We start from the raw sequence: 18,888 nt of genomic DNA, 5'->3' as shown, positions 1-18,888 counted from the left end.
CGGTGGAAGCATGTGCGGTCGATTCGTCGTGGCCAACGTGGCCTCAGAGCTCGTGGGCGTTCTTCGCGTCGACGTCGAGAGCGATGAGCTGCCCCCGCCCTCGTACAACATCGCGCCGACGTCGTCGGTGGCGATCGTCCTCGACTCGGTGAAGACCGAGCCGCCGGTGCGCCGTCTCGAGGTCGCGAGGTGGGGGCTCGTCCCGGGCTGGGCGAAAGACGTCAAGATCGGGGCCCGCGCGTTCAACGCGCGCGCCGAAGAGGTCGAAGACAAGCCGATGTTCCGCAACGCCCTCATCAAACGGCGCGCGGTGATCCCGGCATCCGGGTACTACGAGTGGAAGACGACCGACGAGGGCAAGACCCCGCACTACATCCACCCCGCCGACGGATCCCCGCTCTTCTTCGCGGGCCTGTACGAGTGGTGGAAAGACCCTTCGCGCGCCGAGGACGACCCGGCGCGGTGGGTGCTCAGCTGCACCATCCTCACGCGCGACGCGATCGGCCGCCTCGGTTCGATCCACGACCGGATGCCGCTGTTCATGGATCCCGACTTCGCCGACGCGTGGCTCGACCCGACTACCGAGAACGTCGGCGACGTTCTCGACGCGGCGATCGACGCGGCTCCGGACGTGGCCGAGACCCTCGACGACCACGTCGTGTCGTCCGCCGTCGGGAACGTGCGCAACGACTCCCCCGCTCTCGTCGAGCCGGTCGAGTGACCGCGCTCCTCGCCGAGACCGTCCTCGACCGCGACCAGTGGACGGCCGCCGGCGCCGCGCACGCGGCGCGCGCGGACGCCCTGACGGCCGACCATCGCGCCCGCGCGAGTCGCGCCGAGAAGCATCCCGTCGAGGACTTCCTCTTCACGTACTACTCGTACAAGCCCGCGATCCTGCGCCGGTGGCATCCCGGACCCGGGGTCGTCCTCGACGGCGCCGAGGAGCGGGCCGGGTGGCGCTGGTACCGCCGCGAGGGCACGGGGGTCCGCGTGGATGCCGAGGCCTTCCGCGCTGAGCGCGCCTCGCTGTACCGCGGGATCACGAACCTCCTCCGCGCCACGCTTCACCGCCCGGCGCAGTTCGGGTGCTTCGGTCTGCACGAATGGGCGATGGCGTATCGCGCGGACGAGGTGCGGCACGCCGTCCCGCTTCGGCTGGGCCGGGACGGGACGGATGCCGTCGTCGACGCGCACGACCTCCGTTGCACGCACTTCGATGCCTTCCGTTTCTTCACCCCCGACGCGGTTCCGCGAAACCGCGAGCCGTTGTCTCGTGAGACGCAAGCGGAACGCGAACAGCCGGGGTGCCTGCACGCCGGGATGGACGTGTACAAGTGGGCGGTGAAGCTCGGACCCCTCGTTCCGGGCCCGCTGCTGCTGGACGCGTTCGTGCTCGCGCGCGACATCCGCACCCTCGACATGGAGGCGTCTCCCTACGACCTCACGGGGTGGGGGTACTCCCCCGTGGCCATCGAGACCGCCGAGGGGAAGGCGCAGTACGTGTCCCGCCAGAGAGCTCTCAGCGAGCGGGCGCAGGCACTGAGGCGGGCCGTCCTCGCGGCCGTCGGCGCTGGCGACGACACGCCCGGCCGCGCCGATTTCTTGCGTCCCGATCCCGTGTAGTAAGCTCATGGAGTTGCCTCGAACGGGGCGGAAAACAAAAAACGGGCCTGTGGCGCAGCTGGTAGCGCACCTGCATGGCATGCAGGGGGTCAGGGGTTCGAGTCCCCTCAGGTCCACCCAGAGAGAAAGCCTCCGCCTCCGCGGAGGCTTTCTTCGTTCCCGGGCGGAGCCTCGTGGTCTCTTCCGCCGGGCGCGGGAGTCGGAGAACGGCAACGGATTCCGATGCCGAGGGCACTGGCATCCGAATCCGTTCGCCCGATCCAATTTCTGTTCGTGTCAACGCGTCGCGGCAGGCAGCCGCGTCCAGGCCCGCTGCGCGCTCGGTGAACGAGAACGCCCCCTGCCGCAGGCAGAGGGCGTCGACGTCGGCACGCGTCAGTCGGCGGCGTGGGCCGGGCTCGGCAGCTCGAGCGGGACGACGGGGCAGTCCTTCCAGAGCCGCTCCAGGCCGTAGTACATGCGCTCCTCCTCGTGGAAGACGTGCACGACCAGGTCGCCGAAGTCGAGGAGGACCCAGCGGGACTCCTGGCGGCCTTCGCGGCGAAGGCGCTTGTGGCCCGCCTCGAGCAGCTTCTCTTCGATCTCGTCGGCGATCGCGGCGACGTTGCGCTCGTTGCGACCCGTGACCAGCAGGAAGATGTCGACGAGCGGCAGGGGCTCGGACACATCCAGGGCGACGAGGTCTTCGCCGGACTTGCTGTCGGCGGCGAGGGCGGCGATCTGCGCCATCTCGCGTCCGTTCTGGGTCGCGGTCATCCGAATACTCCTGTCGTGACGGCGATGGCGAGGGCCACCGCCACGGCGATCGCGAGAGCGCCGGTGGTGATGATGAGGCCGATGACGAGCTTGCTGCCCTTCTCCGGCGCCGGCGGACGAATGATGTCCCCCGGCTGCTTGACGGTGCTGATGGCCGCGCTGGCGGCGATCGGTGTGGGCGACGACGCGGCAGGCAGTTCTCCGTCGAGGAGGACGGCGTCCGCTTCGCGGCCGTCGGTGGTGCCCGGAGCGTGTCCGACGGAGCCGAGGCCCTGCGGGAGCTCGAAGGTGCCGGTGATCATGACTTCGCCGGTCGCCGTGACCGGAGCGACCAGGGGGCCGCCGATCGGGGTCTCGGAGAGGATGAGAGCGTTCGGGGTCGAGACCGACCCGGTGGCGACGCCGCTGCGGGCGATGAGCTGGTCGAACGAGGGGGGAAGCGAGATGTCGGGGGTCGCGCCGTTCAGCAGGTCGGACCCGAGGTCGGGGTTGACCGTTGATGACACCGGCTCCGGAGCGGGTTCCGCTCCCTCGAGCTCTTCGGCGACGGCGGGGCGGAAGATCGCGGGGAGGTCGGCGGAGGCCTTGTCGTCCGTCGACTCCGCGCGGGGCTGGGGAGACGCGGGAGCGAGATCCGGCGAGATCACCGGCACCGACGCAGTGCGGATCTTCTCCTGCGCGCGCACCTGACGACGGGTGAGGCCGGTGGGCGCGTAGGTCGAACTCGCGTCTTCGGCCGGAGTGCCGAAGCCGATCACGGCGGGCTCGGGAGTCGTCGTGGGCTGTGCCGGAGCCGGCTCCTCGGCCGGCCCGTCGCTCGTCGCGGTGTCTGCGGTCGCCGCGGTGTCGTCCGCCGGAGTCGAGGGCTCCTCGCGTCCCGTGGGCTGCTGCGGCACCGCGGGCGTGAGCTCGACGGCCGGGGCCTCAGGCGCGGCGTCCGCGACGGGCTCGACGGGCTGCGTCGGGATGATCGGAGTCGCGCCGGTGTTGCGGATCTCGCGCAGCTGGCGCCGCGTCAGCGGCGGGGTTCCATTGTTCTCGGAAGTGCTCATGCCTTACTCCGGTAGAGGTGGTGCTTCGCGATGTACTGCACGACGCCGTCGGGCACGAGGTACCACACGGGGTGTCCTCGGCGCACGCGGGCGCGGCAGTCTGTGGATGAGATCGACAGGGCCGGGATCTCGAGCTGGCTCACGTCTTCGGTGGGCAGCCCCTCGGTGGTCAGCACGTGACCAGGCCGGGAGACGGCGACGAAATGCGCCAGGTCCCACAGCTCCTGGTGATTGCGCCAGCTGAGGATCTGCGCCACCGCGTCGGCTCCGGTGATGAAGAACAGGTCGGCACCCGGACGCTGGCTCTTCAGGTCTCGCAGCGTGTCGATCGTGTACGTCGGGCCGTCGCGATCGATGTCCACCCTGCTCACGGTGAACTGCGGATTCGAGGCCGTCGCGATCACCGTCATGAGGTAGCGGTGCTCGCTCGCCGTGACCTCGTCCTTCTGCCACGGGCGCCCCGTGGGCACGAAGACCACCTCGTCGAGATCGAAGGACTGCGCGACCTCGCTCGCCGCCACCAGGTGACCGTGATGGATGGGATCGAACGTCCCACCCATGACCCCGATGCGAGGGGCGCGCGTCACCGACATACGGTGGGCCTCAGTGGCCGTGCGCCTCGGGCGTCGGCGTCCCGTGCTTCTTCGTGTAGGCCTCGGCCTTGTGCGCGTGGCGGTTCGAGACGTTGCGGTACGACAGCGTGACGAGGCTGAGCGACACGAACACCACGAAGGCGAGGGCGCCGATCCAGAAGGTCTGGGCCTGCACGTTGCCGCCGTGGTGGCCGGCCTCTTCGGCGGCGTGGGCGAGAAGTGAGGCGAAAGTCATCAGTGCTCCGTTTCGGGTGTCTGCGCGGCGCGCAGTGCCATTTTAGGCGGTTAGGCGCGGACCTGTCCGTCGCCGCGCCCGAGCCACTTCGTGCTCGTGAGCTCGGCGAGGCCCATGGGGCCGCGGGCGTGAAGTTTCTGGGTGGAGATACCGACCTCGGCGCCGAAGCCGAACTCGCCCCCGTCGGTGAACCGGGTCGAGGCGTTGACGAGGACGACGGCCGAGTCGACCTCGGCGAGGAAGCGCTGCGCGGCGGCGTCGTCCTCGGTGATGATCGACTCGGTGTGATGCGTCGAGTACCGCCGGATGTGCGCGAGAGCGTCATCCAGATCGTCCACGACTCGCACGGCGAGATCGAGGCTGAGGTACTCCGCGGCCCAGTCGTCGTCGGTCGCGGCGAGGACCCGCGGGTCGTAGCCGGCGACCGTCGCGTCGCCGTGCACGCTCACGCCGGCGCCGGCGAGCGAGACGAGCAGCTCGGGCAGGAGCCGATCGGCGGCGGCGCGATGCACGAGAACCGTCTCGACGGCGTTGCAGACGCTCGGGCGCTGCGTCTTGGCGTTCAGCACGATGTCGCGCGCCCAGTCGGCGCGCGCCGTCTCGTCGAGGTACACGTGGACGACTCCCGCGCCGGTTTCGATGACGGGCACGGTCGATTCGGTGACGACGGTCTCGATGAGCGAGGCGCTCCCCCGCGGGACGAGGACGTCCACGAGTCCGCGCGCGTTCATCAGTGCGCGGGCTCCGTCGCGGCCGAAGTCGTCGACGGTCTGCACCGCTTCGGGCGAGACGCCCTGCGACGCGAGGGCCGCCCGCATCACCGCGACGAGCGCGGCATTCGAGCTCTGGGCCGCGGAGCCGCCGCGCAGGACCACCGCGTTGCCCGAGCGCAGCGCCAGGGCGGCGATGTCGACGGTGACGTTGGGGCGAGCCTCGTAGATCGAGCCGACGACCCCGAAGGGCACCGCGACCTTCTCGAGCGCGAGCCCGTTGGGCAGCGTTCGACGGTCGAGGACACGCCCGACCGGGTCGGGCAGGACGGCGACCTCGCGGACGGCGGTGGCCAGCGCCGCGACACGGCCGGCATCGAGGCGCAGGCGATCGAGCAGAGCATCGCCGATCAGGCTCGCCCGACCCCGCTCGAGATCGTCGGTGTTCGCGATGACGATCTCGTCGGTCGCGGCGTCGAGGGCGTCGGCGATCGCGTTCAACAGGGCGGTCTTCGCGGCCGCGTCGAGCAGACCGATCTCTCGCGCCGCGTCCTTCGCCAGACGCAGGCGCTCATCGACGGAGACGGCGATCGTGGTCATCGCGTCAGTCTACCGTCGCGCTGACGGCGCCGACGGGGCCGGTCGACAGGGTGACGGCATCCGGATTTGGGACGAACCACGTGCCCACGGACTCCCCCGCGAGAGCGTCGGCGACGAGGTCGGCACTGGTCACCAGGACGCCGACACCGGCCGCGGACGCGAGCTTCGCAGCCGAGGCCTTGGTCGCCGCGCCCCCGGTGCCGACGCCGTTGACGACGCCCGCCCCGAACTCGAAGTCGGACAGGTCATCCCCCCACGCGACTTCCGTGATGGGGCGGGCTCCCGGCTCGTTCGGGGGCGCGGTGTACAGGCACGCGATGTCGCTGAGCAGGACGAGCGCGTCGGCGCCGATCAGCTGAGCGACGAGGGCCGCGAGCCGGTCGTTGTCGCCGAAGCGGATCTCGTGCGTGGCCACCGTGTCGTTCTCGTTGACGATGGGCAGGATGCCGAGCCCCAGCAGCCGTTCCATCGCCCGGCGCGCGTTGGAGCGCGACGTGGCGTTCTCGAGATCGCCGGCCGTGAGCAGCACCTGCCCGGCGAGCAGGCCGAAGCGGTCGAGAGAGGTCTGGTAGCGCCACATGAGGACGTTCTGGCCGACGGCGGCGGCCGCCTGCTGGGTCGCGAGGTCGTTCGGTCGGCCCTGCAGGTCGAGCAACGGAAGAGCCGTCGCGATCGCGCCGGAGGACACCAGGACGACCTCGACACCTGCGGCGTTCGCGCGCGAGAGAGCCTCGACGATCGTGTCGATGCGGTGCGCCCCGTCCCCGCTGATCGACGAGGAGCCGACCTTGACGACGACGCGGGACGCGCGGGGGATGTCGGCGCGGGTCGCGGCCGTCACCGATCCTCCCCGTCGTCCGCGAGGGCGGAGGAGTCGCCGTCGGGGTCGATCCCCGCGGCACGCGCCGCGCGGCGCTCGGCCTCGAGTTCGGCGCGGGCCTCTGCCTTGGCATCCATCCGCTCGTGATACTGCTCGCGACGCTCCGACGAGGTGCGGCGCGGGTTCTGCACGAGACGCGGGTCGGTGCCGCGCGGAGCCGTCATGAGCTCGGCGGCCGAGGTGAGGGTCGGCTCCCAGTCGAAGACGATGCCGTCGCCGGGGCCGATGACGACCGTCGCACCCGCGACCGCGCCGGCGCGGAACAGTCCGTCCTCGACGCCCAGACGGGCGAGGCGGTCGGCGAGGTACCCCACGGCCTCCTCGTTCTGGAAGTCGGTCTGCTGCACCCACTTGACCGGCTTGTCGCCGAGGATCCGGTACACCGGGCCGTACGTGCCGCCCTCGACCTTGACCTCGAACTCCTTGTCGGCGCCCTTGGGGCGGATGACGATGCGCTCAGCGGGAGCGTCGTCGATCGTCGCGATGCGGTGCTGCTCGACGATGTCGGCGAGGGCGAACGTGAGTTCGCGCAGTCCCGCGCGGCTGACCGTCGAGATCTCGAACACGCGGAAGCCCCGCGCCTCGAGATCGGGACGTACGAAGTCGGCGAGCTCGTGCGCTTCGGGGACGTCGACCTTGTTCAGGGCGATGATCTGCGGGCGCTCCAGAAGCGGCAGCTGTCCCTCGGGCACGGGGTACGCGCCGAGCTCCGCGAGGATGACGTCGAGGTCGCTCAGGGGGTCGCGGCCCGGGTCGAGCGTCGCGCAGTCGAGGACGTGGACGAGGGCGGTGCACCGCTCGACGTGGCGGAGGAACTCCAGGCCGAGGCCCTTGCCCTCGCTCGCCCCCTCGATGAGACCGGGGACATCGGCGATCGTGAACCGGACATCGCCGGCCTGGACGACACCGAGGTTCGGGTGCAGCGTCGTGAAGGGGTAATCCGCGATCTTGGGACGCGCCGCGGAGACGGCCGCGATGAGGCTCGACTTGCCCGCCGACGGGAAGCCCACGAGCGCGACGTCGGCGACGGTCTTGAGCTCGAGGACGACGTCGCCCTCCCAGCCGGGCGTCCCCAGAAGGGCGAAGCCGGGAGCCTTGCGCTTCGGCGAGGCGAGTGCCGCGTTGCCGAGGCCGCCCAGTCCGCCCGGCGCGACGACGAAGCGCATGCCCGGGGTGAGCATGTCGACGAGCACGGTGCCGTCGGTGTCCTTCACGACCGTGCCGAGCGGCACGGGGAGTTCCTGGTCTTCCCCCATGGCGCCGGAGCGGTGGTCGCCCATTCCGAATCCGCCGTTGCCCGCCGAACGGTGCGGCGAGTGGTGGTACGACAGCAGGGTCGTGGTCTGCGGGTCCGCCACCAGGACGACGTCACCACCGTGCCCGCCGTTGCCGCCGTCGGGGCCGGCGAGGGGCTTGAACTTCTCGCGGCGCACCGACACGCAGCCGTTGCCGCCCTTGCCCGCACGCAGGTGGAGAGTGACGCGGTCGACGAAGGTGACCATGGGAGTCCTTTCGGGACGGAACCGGGGATGCCGGGAAGAAAAGAAGAGGGGGCGGGCTGTGCCCACCCCCTCTATCGCGCGTTCAGCGCTGTGGATTACTCCGCTGCGGCGACGATGTTGACGACCTTGCGGCCGCCCTTGTTGCCGAACTCGACCGCACCGGCGGCGAGAGCGAAGAGCGTGTCGTCGCCTCCACGGCCGACGTTGGCGCCGGGGTGGAAGTGCGTGCCGCGCTGGCGGACGATGATCTCGCCGGCGAGGACAGCCTGGCCACCGAAGCGCTTCACGCCGAGGCGCTGTGCGTTGGAGTCACGACCGTTGCGGGTGGAGCTTGCGCCCTTTTTGTGTGCCATCTCTGCGTCTCCTGGCTCTTACTTGATGCCGGTGATCTTGACGCGCGTGAGGTCCTGACGGTGGCCCTGGCGCTTCTTGTAGCCGGTCTTGTTCTTGAACTTCTGGATCACGATCTTCGGACCGCGCTCCTCGCCGAGCACCTCGGCCGTGACCGAGACCTTCGCGAGCTTGTCGGCGTCGGTCGTGACAGCGTCGCCGTCGACGAACAGAACGGCGGGCAGCTCGATGCTCTCGCCAACCTTCGCCTTCTGGCGGTCGAGCACGACAACCGTGCCGACCTGGACCTTCTCCTGGCGGCCGCCGGCGCGCACAACTGCGTAAACCACTTCACACCTGTTTCGTTCGGGAGCTCGAGGCTCCGGTTGTCTGATGACGTCGAGAGGGTCTCTCGACCCAAATCTCGGTGCGATCCGGCAAGCGACAGCTCGCGGGGTCACGCGCCGGTAAGGGCGGACACGACGCACCAAGGGTCGAGTTTAGCTCACGTCTCGGCATCCGGCAAAAGCATCCGCCCCGCGTGTCGACCGTAGGATCACGGAATGGCGATCCTGATCGACGACCCGCAGTGGCCCGCGCACGGACGGCTGTGGGCGCACCTCGTGAGCGACAGCGACCTCGCCGAGCTGCACGCCTTCGCGTCCGCCGCGGGAATCCCCGCCCGCGCGTTCGATCTGGACCACTACGACGTCCCCGACGAGCGGCACGCCGACCTCGTCGCCGCCGGTGCCGAGCACGTGGGCGGGCGCGAGCTCGTTCGTCGCCTGCGTGCCTCCGGGTTGCGCATCACGGCGCGAGAGCGCCGCGAACGCGCATGAGGGGCCACGTCCGTCGTGTCCGACGAGACGTGACCCCTCACGGGTGAAAGCGATTACTCCGCGGTCGGCTGGGCGTCGACCGGGGTGCCCGTGAGGGCGGCGGTGGTCACGCGACGACGCGACCGGCCCTGACCGGGAGCCTTCGGCTCCGGGAGGGCCTCCAGCACGGACTCCAGCAGCGCGTCCTTCTCTGTGCGCGGTGCCTTCGGCTCACGCTTCTTGCGCGGGCGCTTCTCGCGCGCGGGCGTCTCGGCCTTGGCATCCAGAACCGCCTCGACCGAGGCGACCACGGCCGCTTCGACGATCGCCGGGTCCTCGACGGAGGGGTGGATCGTGGATGCCGCGATCTGCGCGAGCGCGGACTTCACGCCCTCGGTGATCACATGCGTGCCGCCGGCCGCCGCCGCTCCCCCGTTGCCGGTGGAGCCGCCGTTGCCCGGGGCGTTGCCGTTGCCGGCGGACGAGGATCCGCCGTTGCCGTTTCCGTTGCCGCCGCGCGTGCGCCGGTTGCTGGACCCGTTGCTGCCGCCGCCGTTGCCGTTGGTGCCGGTGCGGTGACGCACGACCGGGTCGTGGTGTACGACGACACCTCGACCGGCGCAGACCTCGCAGGCCTCGCTGAAGGTCTCGAGAAGGCCGAGGCCGAGCTTCTTGCGCGTCATCTGCACGAGGCCGAGCGAGGTGACCTCGGCGACCTGGTGCTTCGTCCGGTCGCGGCTGAGGCACTCGATGAGACGGCGCAGCACGAGGTCGCGGTTGGACTCGAGAACCATGTCGATGAAGTCGACGACGATGATGCCGCCGATGTCGCGCAGCCGCAGCTGGCGCACGATCTCTTCGGCCGCCTCGAGGTTGTTCTTCGTGACGGTCTCTTCGAGGTTTCCGCCCGAGCCGACGAACTTGCCCGTGTTGACGTCGACGACGGTCATGGCCTCGGTGCGGTCGATGACGAGCGAACCGCCGGAGGGCAGCCACACCTTGCGGTCGAGCGCCTTCTCGATCTGCTCGGTGACACGGAACGCGTCGAACGGATCCTGATCGCCCTCGTACTTCTCGACGCGCTCGAGGAGGTCGGGGGCGACGCCGGCGAGGTAGTTCGAGATCGTCTGCAGCGCCTCGTCGCCCTGGATGAGCATGCGCGTGAAGTCCTCGTTGAAGACGTCGCGGACGATCTTCACGAGCAGGTCGGGCTCGGAGTGCAGCAACGCGGGGGCCTGGATCGTCTTCAGCTGCGTGCTGACGTGCTCCCACTGGGAGGTGAGGCGCTGCACGTCGCGCGTCAGCTGGTCCTCGGTCGCGCCCTCCGCGGCCGTACGCACGATGACGCCCGACGACTCGGGGAGGACCTCCTTGAGGATCTTCTTCAGGCGCGCGCGCTCCGTGTCGGGGAGCTTGCGCGAGATGCCGTTCATCGTGCCGTTGGGCACGTAGACGAGGTAGCGGCCCGGGAGCGAGATCTGGCTCGTCAGGCGTGCCCCCTTGTGGCCCACGGGGTCCTTGGTGACCTGCACGAGCACACGGTCGCCCGACTTCAGGGCGAGCTCGATACGACGCGGCTGGTTGCCGGTGTCGATGCCGTCCCAGTCGACCTCGCCCGAGTAGAGCACGGCGTTTCGGCCGCGGCCGATGTCGACGAAGGCGGCCTCCATGCTCGGCAGCACGTTCTGCACGCGACCGAGGTACACGTTGCCGATCAGCGACGCGTCCTGGTTGCGGGCGACGTAGTGCTCGACGAGCACGTTGTCTTCGAGGACGGCGATCTGGATGCGCCCGGCCTTCGAGCGCACGACCATGACGCGGTCGACGGCCTCGCGGCGCGCGAGGAACTCGGCCTCCGTGACGACGGGACGGCGGCGGCCGGCCTCGCGACCGTCGCGGCGACGCTGCTTCTTGGCCTCGAGGCGCGTGGACCCCTTGATGCGCTGCGGCTCGGTGACGACCTCGACCGTGCGCTGGCGCGGCGGGGCCGCGACGGGTGCGTCGTCCTGGTCGTCGTTGCCGGCGGCTGCTCCCCCGCGGCGACGGTTGCGCCGACGCGCGTTGGCCGAGGTGCGCTCGGTGGGAGCATCGTCATCGCGCTCGTCGCGGAAACCGCGGTCCTCGGAATCGTCGCGCAGAGCCGCGGGGAGCGGCTCGGGCGCGTAGAAGTGAAGCTGCGTCGACACGGCCGACACGAACACCTCGGGCAGCAGGCCCAGCGAGACCGCGGTCGGGCGCTCGCGCTTCTGCGGCGTCGTGGGCTCCATGCCCTCGGCGGCTTTCTCCGGCTCCGGAGTCTCGGACGCGGCGGCGGCCGGGGTGCCATCCGCCGCGGCGGCTTCCGTCGCCGTACCTTCGAGCCCCGGGGCGGCGACGTCAGCCTCGAGCGCAGCGGCCTCCGGGCCCGTGGCGGGGGCGGACTCGTCGAGGACCGCGGGGGTGGCCGTGTCGAGCGCGGCAGCGCTCTCGGCATCCTGGACCGCGCCCTCTTCCTCGTCGACGCTCGGCGCGTCTGCGGAGAGGGCCTCGATCGTCCCCGCGTCGGAGGACGGGGCCTCGGACGCCGAAGCCTCCACCGTCGCGGTGTCGTCCGCAGCGTCCGGCGTGGAGGCCGTGCCGTCGGCCTGCTCGACCGCTGTGTCGGGCGCCGTCTGCTCGGTGGGGGTCTGTTCGTCGCGTGCGTCTGCCATTTTGGCGTGCTCCCTAGCGGGGCGACACCGCGCGTCGCCCGGCGAAATCTCGTGCGGCGCCGCACCCGGCGGGGCCGCGAACTCACTCGGTCTGCAGCTGGCCGGAGGCACATGCTGCGAAGGGCGGTCATCGCCCGAAGTCTTCTGGTGATGCTCCTGCGGCGCGGCCGCGGTACATCGAAACATCATTATCGCACGGTCCGTCCGGAATCCACCGCATCGCGCTCCTCGACACCGAGCAATCCTCAGCGGACAGCGAAGTCCGCAGTGACAGAATCGAGCCATGAGCGACACCGTCACCCCGCGCCGCCCCGTCGTCGTCGCGATCTGGTTGGTCCTCGCCGGCGTCGTCGGCTGGTGGGCGGCCTTCTCCCTGACGATGGAGCGCTTCGCCCAGTTGCAGAACCCCGGGACGGCGGCATCCTGTGACTTCAGCGTCCTCGTGCAGTGCTCGGCGAACCTCCAGTCGCCCCAGGGCAGCGTGTTCGGCTTTCCGAACCCGATCATCGGGCTGACGGCGTGGGCGGCGCCCATCGTCGTCGGCATGGCCCTGCTGGCCGGAGCGCGGTTCGCCCGCTGGTTCTGGGTGCTCTTCTGGCTCGGGTTCGCGTTCGCCCTGACGTTCGTGATCTGGCTCATCTCGCAGAGCATCTTCGTGCTCGCGACCCTCTGCCCGTGGTGCATGGTGACCTGGTCGGTCGTGATCCCCTCGTTCTTCGTGGTCACGCTGCACGTGCTCCGCGAGGGAGTGATCCCGGCTCCGCGCGTCCGGCACATCGCCGAGCGTCTGATGCCGTGGGTCCCGCTCATGACGCTCGCGGCGTTCGTCGTCATCGCGGTGATCGCGCAGTCGCGTCTGAACGTGCTCGCCCAGATCTGACCTGGCGGGTGGGGTCTTCCGTGCTCTAGCTTCGAGGGATGGATGCCGTGAACCCGCTGATGCCCGCCGCGTACGACCTCGTCTGGTCGGGCCTGGCCGTCGTCGCCTTGGGTCTCGCGGTGTGGGGCATCGTGAGCCTCTCCCGGAGTGCGCGCCGGCTGTCGTCGACGGTTGTGCTGATCTGGGCTCTGGTGATCCTCGTCGTTCCCGTGCTCGGGCCGGTCTCGTGGCTGTTCGCGGGTCGTCGGGCCGGGGTCGCGCGGACCTGACCGCGTCTCGGTGCCGGGGCGTCGACAGGCTCAGCCACCTCGGGCGGAGGCTTCAGCCACCTCGGGCGGAGGCTTCAGCCACCTCGGGCGGAGGTTTCAGCCACCTGGGGCGGAGGCGTCAGCCGCCGGAGGCGGAGGTCCCTGAGCTCGTCGAAGGGACCGTCACACGACGATGGCCGCCACCCCGAGGGGCGGCGGCCATTCCGGCATCCGGGATCAGGCGAACCAGATCGCGAGCTCGCGCTCCGCGGACTCGACGCTGTCGCTGCCGTGGACGAGGTTCTGCTGGACCTTGAGGCCCCAGTCGCGACCGAAGTCGCCCCGGATCGTGCCGGGGGCGGCGGTGGTGGGATCGGTGGTGCCGGCGAGCGAGCGGAAGCCCTCGATGACACGGTTGCCCGCGAGGCGGATCGCGACCGAGGGGCCCGACATCATGAACTCGAGGAGCGGCTCGTAGAACGGCTTTCCCTCGTGCTCGGCGTAGTGCTGGGCGAGGGTCTCGCGGTCGGGCTCGACGAGGCGGATGTCGACGAGGGCGTAGCCCTTCGCCTCGATACGGGCGAGGATCGCGCCCGTCAGGCCGCGGGCGACGCCGTCGGGCTTGACCAGGACGAGGGTCTCTTCGGTAGCCATGGGTCATTCTCCGTTCGAGAGGTCGGGGGAAGCGGCACGTCGGGCGTTCTGCCGGTCGAGCGCCGCTCCCTTGATCGTCGCATACGCCCACATGCCGCCGAAAATGAGGGCGACCACCGAAAGGGCCGGAACGAGGAACCCGCCGAGGAGCAGCAGGACCTGCAGCCCCCAGCCGGCCCACACGGCCCCGCGGCGCTGCAGCATGCCCGCGACGGCGACCATCGCGAGGGCCATCACGACGCCGCCGACGATCCCCCACCACGGCTCGATGCCGAAGGGCAGCACCTTGAGTCCGTACACGACGAGACCGCCGAGGAAGACGATGATCGACTCGAAACCGAGCACGACGGCGCCCAGCGATTCGAGGGCTCCCCGCTGACGCCGCACCCGGGGCTCGCGCGGGCTCACGCCTGCCACCCGGCCTTCCAGTCCTCGAGCTCCGACAGACGGAGCGCCTCGCCGGCGAGCACGACCGACCCCGCGATGATCACGGCGCGACGGTCCGACTCCGCGGCCCACGCCCGCGCGGCGTCCGCGGCGTCCTCGAGGGTGGGGTGCACGGTGACGGGCAGGTCGGCGGCCTCGGCCACGTCGGCGATCGTGTCGGGGTCGGTCGCCCGGTCGCTGTCGGGCGCGGTCGCGAAGACCCGGGCGACAGCCGGAACGAGTGCCGACATGATGCCGACCGCATCCTTCCCGTCCAGGATGCCGACGACGGCACCCCACTCGTCGATGTCGAACGACTCGTCGAGCGCAGCGACCAGTGCACGGGCGCCGTGCGGGTTGTGGGCGGCGTCGACGAGCACGGTCGGGGCGGTGCCGATGAGCTGCAGGCGCCCCGGCGAGGTCGCGGTACCGAGACCGTCCGCCACGACGTCGGCGGCCAGCGGCTGGGTCCCCCCGCCGATGAGCGACTCCACAGCGGCGACGGCGAGCGTCGCATTGGCTCCCTGGTGCGCGCCGTAGAGCGGCAGGTAGACCTCGCGATAGGTGCCCGCGACGCCTCGGATGCTCACCTGCTGTCCCCCCACGGCGAGGGTCTGCGCCTCGAGGGCGAAGCCGTCGCCGGCGACCGTGACCGTGGCGCTCTCCTTCTCGGCGCGCGCGCGGATGGCGCGCAGGGCCTCGGGGGGCTGCGGGGCGGAGACGACGGCTGCGCCCGGCTTGATGATGCCGGCTTTGACGGTCGCGATCTCGGCGATCGTCGAGCCGAGGCGGTCGACGTGGTCGATGTCGATCGGGGTGAAGACCGCGACGTCGCCGTCCGCGGTGTTCGTCGAGTCCCACTCCCCGCCCATGCCCACCTCGAGCACGAGGACGTCGATGGGTGCGTCCGCCGCGGTCACGAAGGCGAGCACCGTCAGCAGCTCGAAGAACGTCAGCGGAGCATCTCCGGCCGCGGCGAGCTCGGCATCCACCATGTCGACGAACGGCTGGATCTCCTCCCACGCGTCGGCGATCGCGGCATCCGAGACCGGCTCGCCGTCGATGAGGATCCGCTCGGTGAAGCGCTCGAGGTGCGGGCTGGTGAACAGGCCGGTGCGCAGGCCCATGGCGCGCAGCAGGCTCTCGATCATGCGGCTGGTGGAGGTCTTGCCGTTGGTGCCGGTGACGTGGATCACGCGGTACGTGCGCTGCGGGTCGGCGAGCAGTTCGAGCACGCGGCGCGTGCGCTCGACGCGCGGCTGCACCCACTGCTCCCCCTGCCGTTCGAGCAGCGCGCTGTAGACGGCGTCGGCCCGGGTGCGATCGCTCATGCGGGGGCTCCGATCCGGGCGACGGCCACCGTGACGGCGCCGACGTTCGCGTAGGTCTTGGCGGTGATCTGCGTCTCGTATTCGGCGGGCAGGGCGGCACCGCGCTCGATGAGCCGGCCCTCGGGTCCGGCGAGGACGACGGCCTCGGCCAGCGTCTCGGATGCCACGCCCGCGACGTCGAACGCCTGGGCGACGGCCTGCGCGTCGGCGTCCTCGACGAAGGTCAGCGAGAGGAAGATGCGGTCGCTCACGTCGAAGCCGGCGGCCTTACGGGTGTCCTGGATGCCGCGGATCATGTCGCGCGCCAGGCCTTCGGCCTCGAGCTCCGGAGTGGTCGAGGTGTCGAGCAGCAGGAATCCGTCGGCGGCGACGAGCAGCGCCACCGCTTCCCCCTCGGCCAGCCTCGAGGCGTCGGTCTCGAGCGTGCCCTCGCCGTCGCTGAGGACGACCTCGCCGTCGGCGGTCTGCACGACGATGCCGCGCTCGGTCTCGGTCCAGTCACCGGCCTTCGCGGCCTGGATGACCTGCTGCACGCGCTTGCCCAGTCGAGGACCCGCCGCGCGTGCGTTGACGACCAGCCGCTGTGCGAGACCGAACTCGTCGAACGACTGCGGGGTCAGTTCGACCAGCTGAACGCTCTTGACGTTGAGTTCCTCGCGCACGAGGTCCTCGAACTGCGCCAGGCCCGCGGCATCCGGGGTCACCACCGTCAGGCGCGGGAGCGGCAGGCGCACGCGCTTGCCCTCGCGCTTGCGCAGGGCGTTCGCGACGCTCGAGACGTCGCGCACGGTGTCCATCGCGGTGCGGATATCTGCGGCCGCGGGGAACGCCGAGGCGTCCGGCCAGTCGGTCAGGTGGACGCTCCGCCCACCCGTGAGGCCCTGCCACACGCGCTCGGTCACGAGCGGCAACAGCGGGGCGGCGACGCGGGTCAGCGTCTCGAGCACCGTGTAGAGCGTGTCGAAGGCCTCGCGGCTGGTCGGGTCGTCGGTCACGCCCACCCAGAAGCGGTCGCGCGAGCGGCGGATGTACCAGTTCGTCAGCACCTCGGCGAAGTCGCGCAGGCGCTCGGCCGCGGTCGTGGAGTCGAGGCCCTCGAGGTCGGCGGCGACGTCGCGCACGAGGTCACCCGTCAGCGCCAGGATGTACCGGTCGAGCACGTCGGTGGAGTCGGTGCGCCACTCGGCGGTGTAGCCCTCGGAGCCCGAGGCGTTGGCGTACGTCGCGAAGAAGTACCACGCGTTCCACAGCGGCAGGAGGAACTCGCGCACGCCCGAGCGGATGCCCTCCTCGGTCACGACGAGGTTTCCGCCACGCAGCACCGAGCTCGACATGAGGAACCAGCGCATGGCATCCGAACCGTCGCGGTCGAACACCTCGCGCACGTCGGGGTAGTTGCGCAGCGACTTCGACATCTTCTGACCGTCGTTGCCGAGCACGATGCCGTGGCACGAGACGCCCGTGTACGCCGGGCGGTCGAACAGGGCCGTGGAGAGCACGTGCATGACGTAGAACCAGCCGCGGGTCTGCCCGATGTACTCGACGATGAAGTCGGCGGGGGCGTGCTCGTCGAACCACTCGTGGTTCTCGAACGGGTAGTGCACCTGAGCGAACGGCATCGAGCCCGAGTCGAACCACACGTCGAGCACGTCTTCGATGCGGCGCATCGTCGACTGCCCCGTCGGGTCGTCGGGGTTCGGACGCGTGAGGTCGTCGATGTAGGGCCGGTGCAGGTCGACCTCACCGTCGGCGTTCACCGGCAGGCGGCCGAAATCAGCCTCCATCTCGGCGAGCGAGCCGTAGACGTCGACGCGCGGGTAGTCGGGGTTGTCGCTCTTCCACACCGGGATCGGCGAACCCCAGTAGCGGTTGCGGCTGATCGACCAGTCGCGCGCGCCCTCGAGCCACTTGCCGAACTGGCCCTCCTTGACGTTCTCGGGCACCCAGGTGATCTGCTGGTTGTTCGCCAGGAGGTCGTCCTTGATCTCGGTCACGCGCACGAACCAGCTCGACACGGCCTTGTAGATGAGGGGGTTCCGGCAGCGCCAGCAGTGCGGGTACGAGTGCTCGTACGAGGCCTCGCGCAGGAGACGCCCGCTCTGCTTCAGCAGGCGGATGAGCGGCCGGTTGGCCTCCATCCACAGCTCGCCGGCGACGTCGGTCACGGCCGACAGGAACCGGCCGCCGTCGTCGAGCGAGATGATGGTCGGCAGGCCCGCGGCATCCGCGAGACGCTTGTCGTCCTCACCGTAGGCGGGGGCCTGGTGCACGATGCCCGTGCCGTCGCTCACGGTGACGTAGTCGTCGACGAGGATCTTCCACGCGTCCTGCGTGCCCCAGACCTCGGCGTCGGCGTAGTAGTCGAAGAGGCGGTCGTACGAGACGCCCTCGAGCTCCGCGCCCAGGATCGTGGTCTGCACGGCCTGGCGGGCGGCATCCGGGGTCTCGTATCCGAGGTCTTTGGCGTAGTTCGGCAGCAGATCCTCGGCCAGCAGGTAGCGGTGCGCGACCGCCTCGAAAGCCTCGTCGGGCGTGCCGTCGGGGGTGGTGTGCACGTCGGCGGCCCCGTGCGGACCGCCCTCGATGACGGCATACCGGATGCCGGGACCCACCGCGAGAGCGAGGTTCGTCGGCAGGGTCCACGGCGTCGTCGTCCACGCGAGCGCCCGCACGCCGGTCAGGCCCATCGCCTCGGCCTTCGCCCCGACGAGGGGGAAGGTCACGGTGACGGAGGGGTCCTGGCGCATCTTGTAGACGTCGTCGTCCATGCGCAGCTCGTGGGTCGACAGGGGCGTCTCGTCGCGCCAGCAGTACGGCAGCACGCGGTAGCCCTCGTACGCGAGGCCCTTGTCGTGGAGCGTCTTGAACGCCCACAGGACGCTCTCCATGTAGGTCGTGTCGAGCGTCTTGTAGCCGCGCTCGAAGTCGACCCAGCGCGCCTGACGCGTGACGTAGTCCTGCCACTCGCGCGTGTACTCGAGCACCGACTCGCGGGCCTTGGCGTTGAAGGTCGCGACCCCCATGCGCTCGATCTCGTCCTTCTCGGTGATCCCGAGCTGCTTCATCGCCTCGAGCTCAGCGGGCAGGCCGTGCGTGTCCCAGCCGAAGACGCGGTCGACCTTCTTGCCGCGCATGGTCTGGAAGCGCGGGAAGAGGTCCTTCGCGTAGCCGGTGAGCAGGTGCCCGTAGTGCGGCAGGCCGTTGGCGAACGGCGGGCCGTCGTAGAACACCCACTCCTCGGCGCCCTCGCGGTTCGCGATCGAGGCGCGGAAGGTGTCGTCGCTCTCCCAGAACGAGAGCGTGTCCTGCTCGATGGCCGGGAAACGGGGGCTGGGGACGACGGATGCCGTCTCCGCGGCGCTGGCGCCGGCTGCGGGGCCGAAGGATGAGGGGCGAGGGTAGGTCATGTCTCTCCGCGGGTCGAGGTCTCCTCGCCGGGACGATCCATCGGGACCGCGGTACCACCCTGCGTTGTGTCGGACCCTTCGACAGGCTCAGGGACCCCATCGACAGGCTCAGGGACCGACACCGCTCTCACTGCGGCTGTGACGGGCCTGCCC

19 protein-coding genes and 1 tRNA gene are annotated in these 18,888 nt (G+C 70.4%); 6 read left to right on the top strand and 14 right to left on the bottom strand.

The window, feature by feature from the left end; genetic code table 11:
- Window positions 1-10 precede the first annotated feature (10 nt).
- The 3 genes from MTES_RS16655 to MTES_RS16645 all read left to right on the top strand — a co-directional run bounded on the left by MTES_RS16655 (window position 11) and on the right by MTES_RS16645 (window position 1,739).
- The gene (locus tag MTES_RS16655) at window positions 11-721 is read left to right on the top strand and encodes an SOS response-associated peptidase (RefSeq protein WP_013586449.1); all 711 of its coding nucleotides are present in this window, start codon (window positions 11-13) and stop codon (window positions 719-721) included.
- On the top strand, window positions 718-1,623 hold the full coding sequence (locus tag MTES_RS16650) for a hypothetical protein (protein ID WP_013586448.1): 906 nt from the start codon (window positions 718-720) through the stop codon (window positions 1,621-1,623). The genes MTES_RS16655 and MTES_RS16650 overlap by 4 nt, the downstream gene beginning before the upstream one ends.
- 43 nt (window positions 1,624-1,666) lie before the next feature.
- Window positions 1,667-1,739: transfer RNA gene (locus tag MTES_RS16645), tRNA-Ala, on the top strand.
- A gap of 259 nt (window positions 1,740-1,998) precedes the next feature.
- Here MTES_RS16645 and rsfS read toward each other — a convergent pair.
- The 9 genes from rsfS to rplU form a co-directional block, all read right to left on the bottom strand.
- Window positions 1,999-2,379 carry a ribosome silencing factor gene (gene rsfS, locus MTES_RS16640; protein ID WP_013586447.1) on the bottom strand — a complete coding sequence of 127 codons (381 nt, stop codon included), beginning with the start codon at window positions 2,377-2,379 and terminating at the stop codon, window positions 1,999-2,001.
- Window positions 2,376-3,431, bottom strand: a complete 1,056-nt coding sequence (locus tag MTES_RS16635) for a hypothetical protein (RefSeq protein ID WP_013586446.1) — start codon at window positions 3,429-3,431, stop codon at window positions 2,376-2,378. Before MTES_RS16635 ends, rsfS begins: the two co-directional genes overlap by 4 nt.
- The gene (gene nadD, locus MTES_RS16630) at window positions 3,428-4,024 is read right to left on the bottom strand and encodes a nicotinate-nucleotide adenylyltransferase (protein WP_013586445.1); all 597 of its coding nucleotides are present in this window, start codon (window positions 4,022-4,024) and stop codon (window positions 3,428-3,430) included. The genes MTES_RS16635 and nadD overlap by 4 nt, the downstream gene beginning before the upstream one ends.
- A 10-nt stretch (window positions 4,025-4,034) precedes the next feature.
- A complete protein-coding gene (locus MTES_RS16625) occupies window positions 4,035-4,259 on the bottom strand; it encodes a hypothetical protein (protein ID WP_013586444.1) in 225 nt (74 codons plus the stop codon).
- A 50-nt stretch (window positions 4,260-4,309) separates the two neighbouring features.
- Complete coding sequence (locus tag MTES_RS16620) at window positions 4,310-5,569, bottom strand: glutamate-5-semialdehyde dehydrogenase (protein WP_013586443.1); 1,260 nt, start codon at window positions 5,567-5,569, stop codon at window positions 4,310-4,312.
- Between the two features lie 4 nt (window positions 5,570-5,573).
- The gene (proB, locus tag MTES_RS16615; RefSeq protein WP_013586442.1) at window positions 5,574-6,410 is read right to left on the bottom strand and encodes a glutamate 5-kinase; all 837 of its coding nucleotides are present in this window, start codon (window positions 6,408-6,410) and stop codon (window positions 5,574-5,576) included.
- Window positions 6,407-7,951 (bottom strand): GTPase ObgE, encoded by a 1,545-nt coding sequence (gene obgE, locus MTES_RS16610; RefSeq protein ID WP_013586441.1) that lies wholly within the window; start codon window positions 7,949-7,951, stop codon window positions 6,407-6,409. Before obgE ends, proB begins: the two co-directional genes overlap by 4 nt.
- A 95-nt stretch (window positions 7,952-8,046) precedes the next feature.
- Window positions 8,047-8,304: a 50S ribosomal protein L27 gene (gene rpmA, locus MTES_RS16605; RefSeq protein ID WP_013586440.1), complete on the bottom strand. Its 258-nt coding sequence runs from the start codon at window positions 8,302-8,304 to the stop codon at window positions 8,047-8,049.
- Window positions 8,305-8,322: 18 nt separating this feature from the next.
- Complete coding sequence (gene rplU, locus MTES_RS16600; RefSeq protein WP_013586439.1) at window positions 8,323-8,631, bottom strand: 50S ribosomal protein L21; 309 nt, start codon at window positions 8,629-8,631, stop codon at window positions 8,323-8,325.
- Window positions 8,632-8,844: 213 nt separating this feature from the next.
- Here rplU and MTES_RS16595 point away from each other — a divergent pair, with 213 nt between their 5' ends.
- Entirely contained in the window at window positions 8,845-9,120 is a 276-nt protein-coding gene (locus tag MTES_RS16595) for a DUF4031 domain-containing protein (RefSeq protein ID WP_013586438.1), read from the top strand.
- Window positions 9,121-9,173: 53 nt separating this feature from the next.
- Here the strand turns inward: MTES_RS16595 and MTES_RS16590 are convergent, their stop codons facing one another.
- The gene (locus MTES_RS16590; RefSeq protein ID WP_013586437.1) at window positions 9,174-11,789 is read right to left on the bottom strand and encodes an Rne/Rng family ribonuclease; all 2,616 of its coding nucleotides are present in this window, start codon (window positions 11,787-11,789) and stop codon (window positions 9,174-9,176) included.
- Between the two features lie 283 nt (window positions 11,790-12,072).
- Between MTES_RS16590 and MTES_RS16585 the strand changes: the two genes are divergently transcribed.
- Both MTES_RS16585 and MTES_RS16580 read left to right on the top strand, forming a co-directional pair.
- A complete protein-coding gene (locus MTES_RS16585; protein ID WP_013586436.1) occupies window positions 12,073-12,669 on the top strand; it encodes a vitamin K epoxide reductase family protein in 597 nt (198 codons plus the stop codon).
- Window positions 12,670-12,707: 38 nt separating this feature from the next.
- Window positions 12,708-12,938: a PLD nuclease N-terminal domain-containing protein gene (locus MTES_RS16580; RefSeq protein WP_013586435.1), complete on the top strand. Its 231-nt coding sequence runs from the start codon at window positions 12,708-12,710 to the stop codon at window positions 12,936-12,938.
- 216 nt (window positions 12,939-13,154) lie between these two features.
- Here MTES_RS16580 and ndk read toward each other — a convergent pair whose 3' ends face one another.
- The 4 genes from ndk to ileS are packed head-to-tail and all read right to left on the bottom strand — an operon-like array spanning window position 13,155 to window position 18,735.
- The gene (ndk, locus tag MTES_RS16575) at window positions 13,155-13,571 is read right to left on the bottom strand and encodes a nucleoside-diphosphate kinase (RefSeq protein WP_013586434.1); all 417 of its coding nucleotides are present in this window, start codon (window positions 13,569-13,571) and stop codon (window positions 13,155-13,157) included.
- A 3-nt stretch (window positions 13,572-13,574) separates the two neighbouring features.
- Complete coding sequence (locus MTES_RS16570; RefSeq protein ID WP_013586433.1) at window positions 13,575-13,988, bottom strand: DUF4233 domain-containing protein; 414 nt, start codon at window positions 13,986-13,988, stop codon at window positions 13,575-13,577.
- Complete coding sequence (locus tag MTES_RS16565) at window positions 13,976-15,328, bottom strand: bifunctional folylpolyglutamate synthase/dihydrofolate synthase (RefSeq protein WP_013586432.1); 1,353 nt, start codon at window positions 15,326-15,328, stop codon at window positions 13,976-13,978. The genes MTES_RS16570 and MTES_RS16565 overlap by 13 nt, the downstream gene beginning before the upstream one ends.
- A complete protein-coding gene (ileS, locus tag MTES_RS16560) occupies window positions 15,325-18,735 on the bottom strand; it encodes an isoleucine--tRNA ligase (protein WP_013586431.1) in 3,411 nt (1,136 codons plus the stop codon). The genes MTES_RS16565 and ileS overlap by 4 nt, the downstream gene beginning before the upstream one ends.
- Between the last annotated feature and the right edge of the window lie 153 nt (window positions 18,736-18,888).

Origin of the sequence: Microbacterium testaceum StLB037, from assembly GCF_000202635.1 — a bacterium.
GTDB lineage: Bacteria > Actinomycetota > Actinomycetes > Actinomycetales > Microbacteriaceae > Microbacterium > Microbacterium testaceum_F.
The sequence above is the reverse complement of the archived record's forward strand: the minus strand, read 5'-3'. Positions and strand labels throughout refer to the sequence as shown.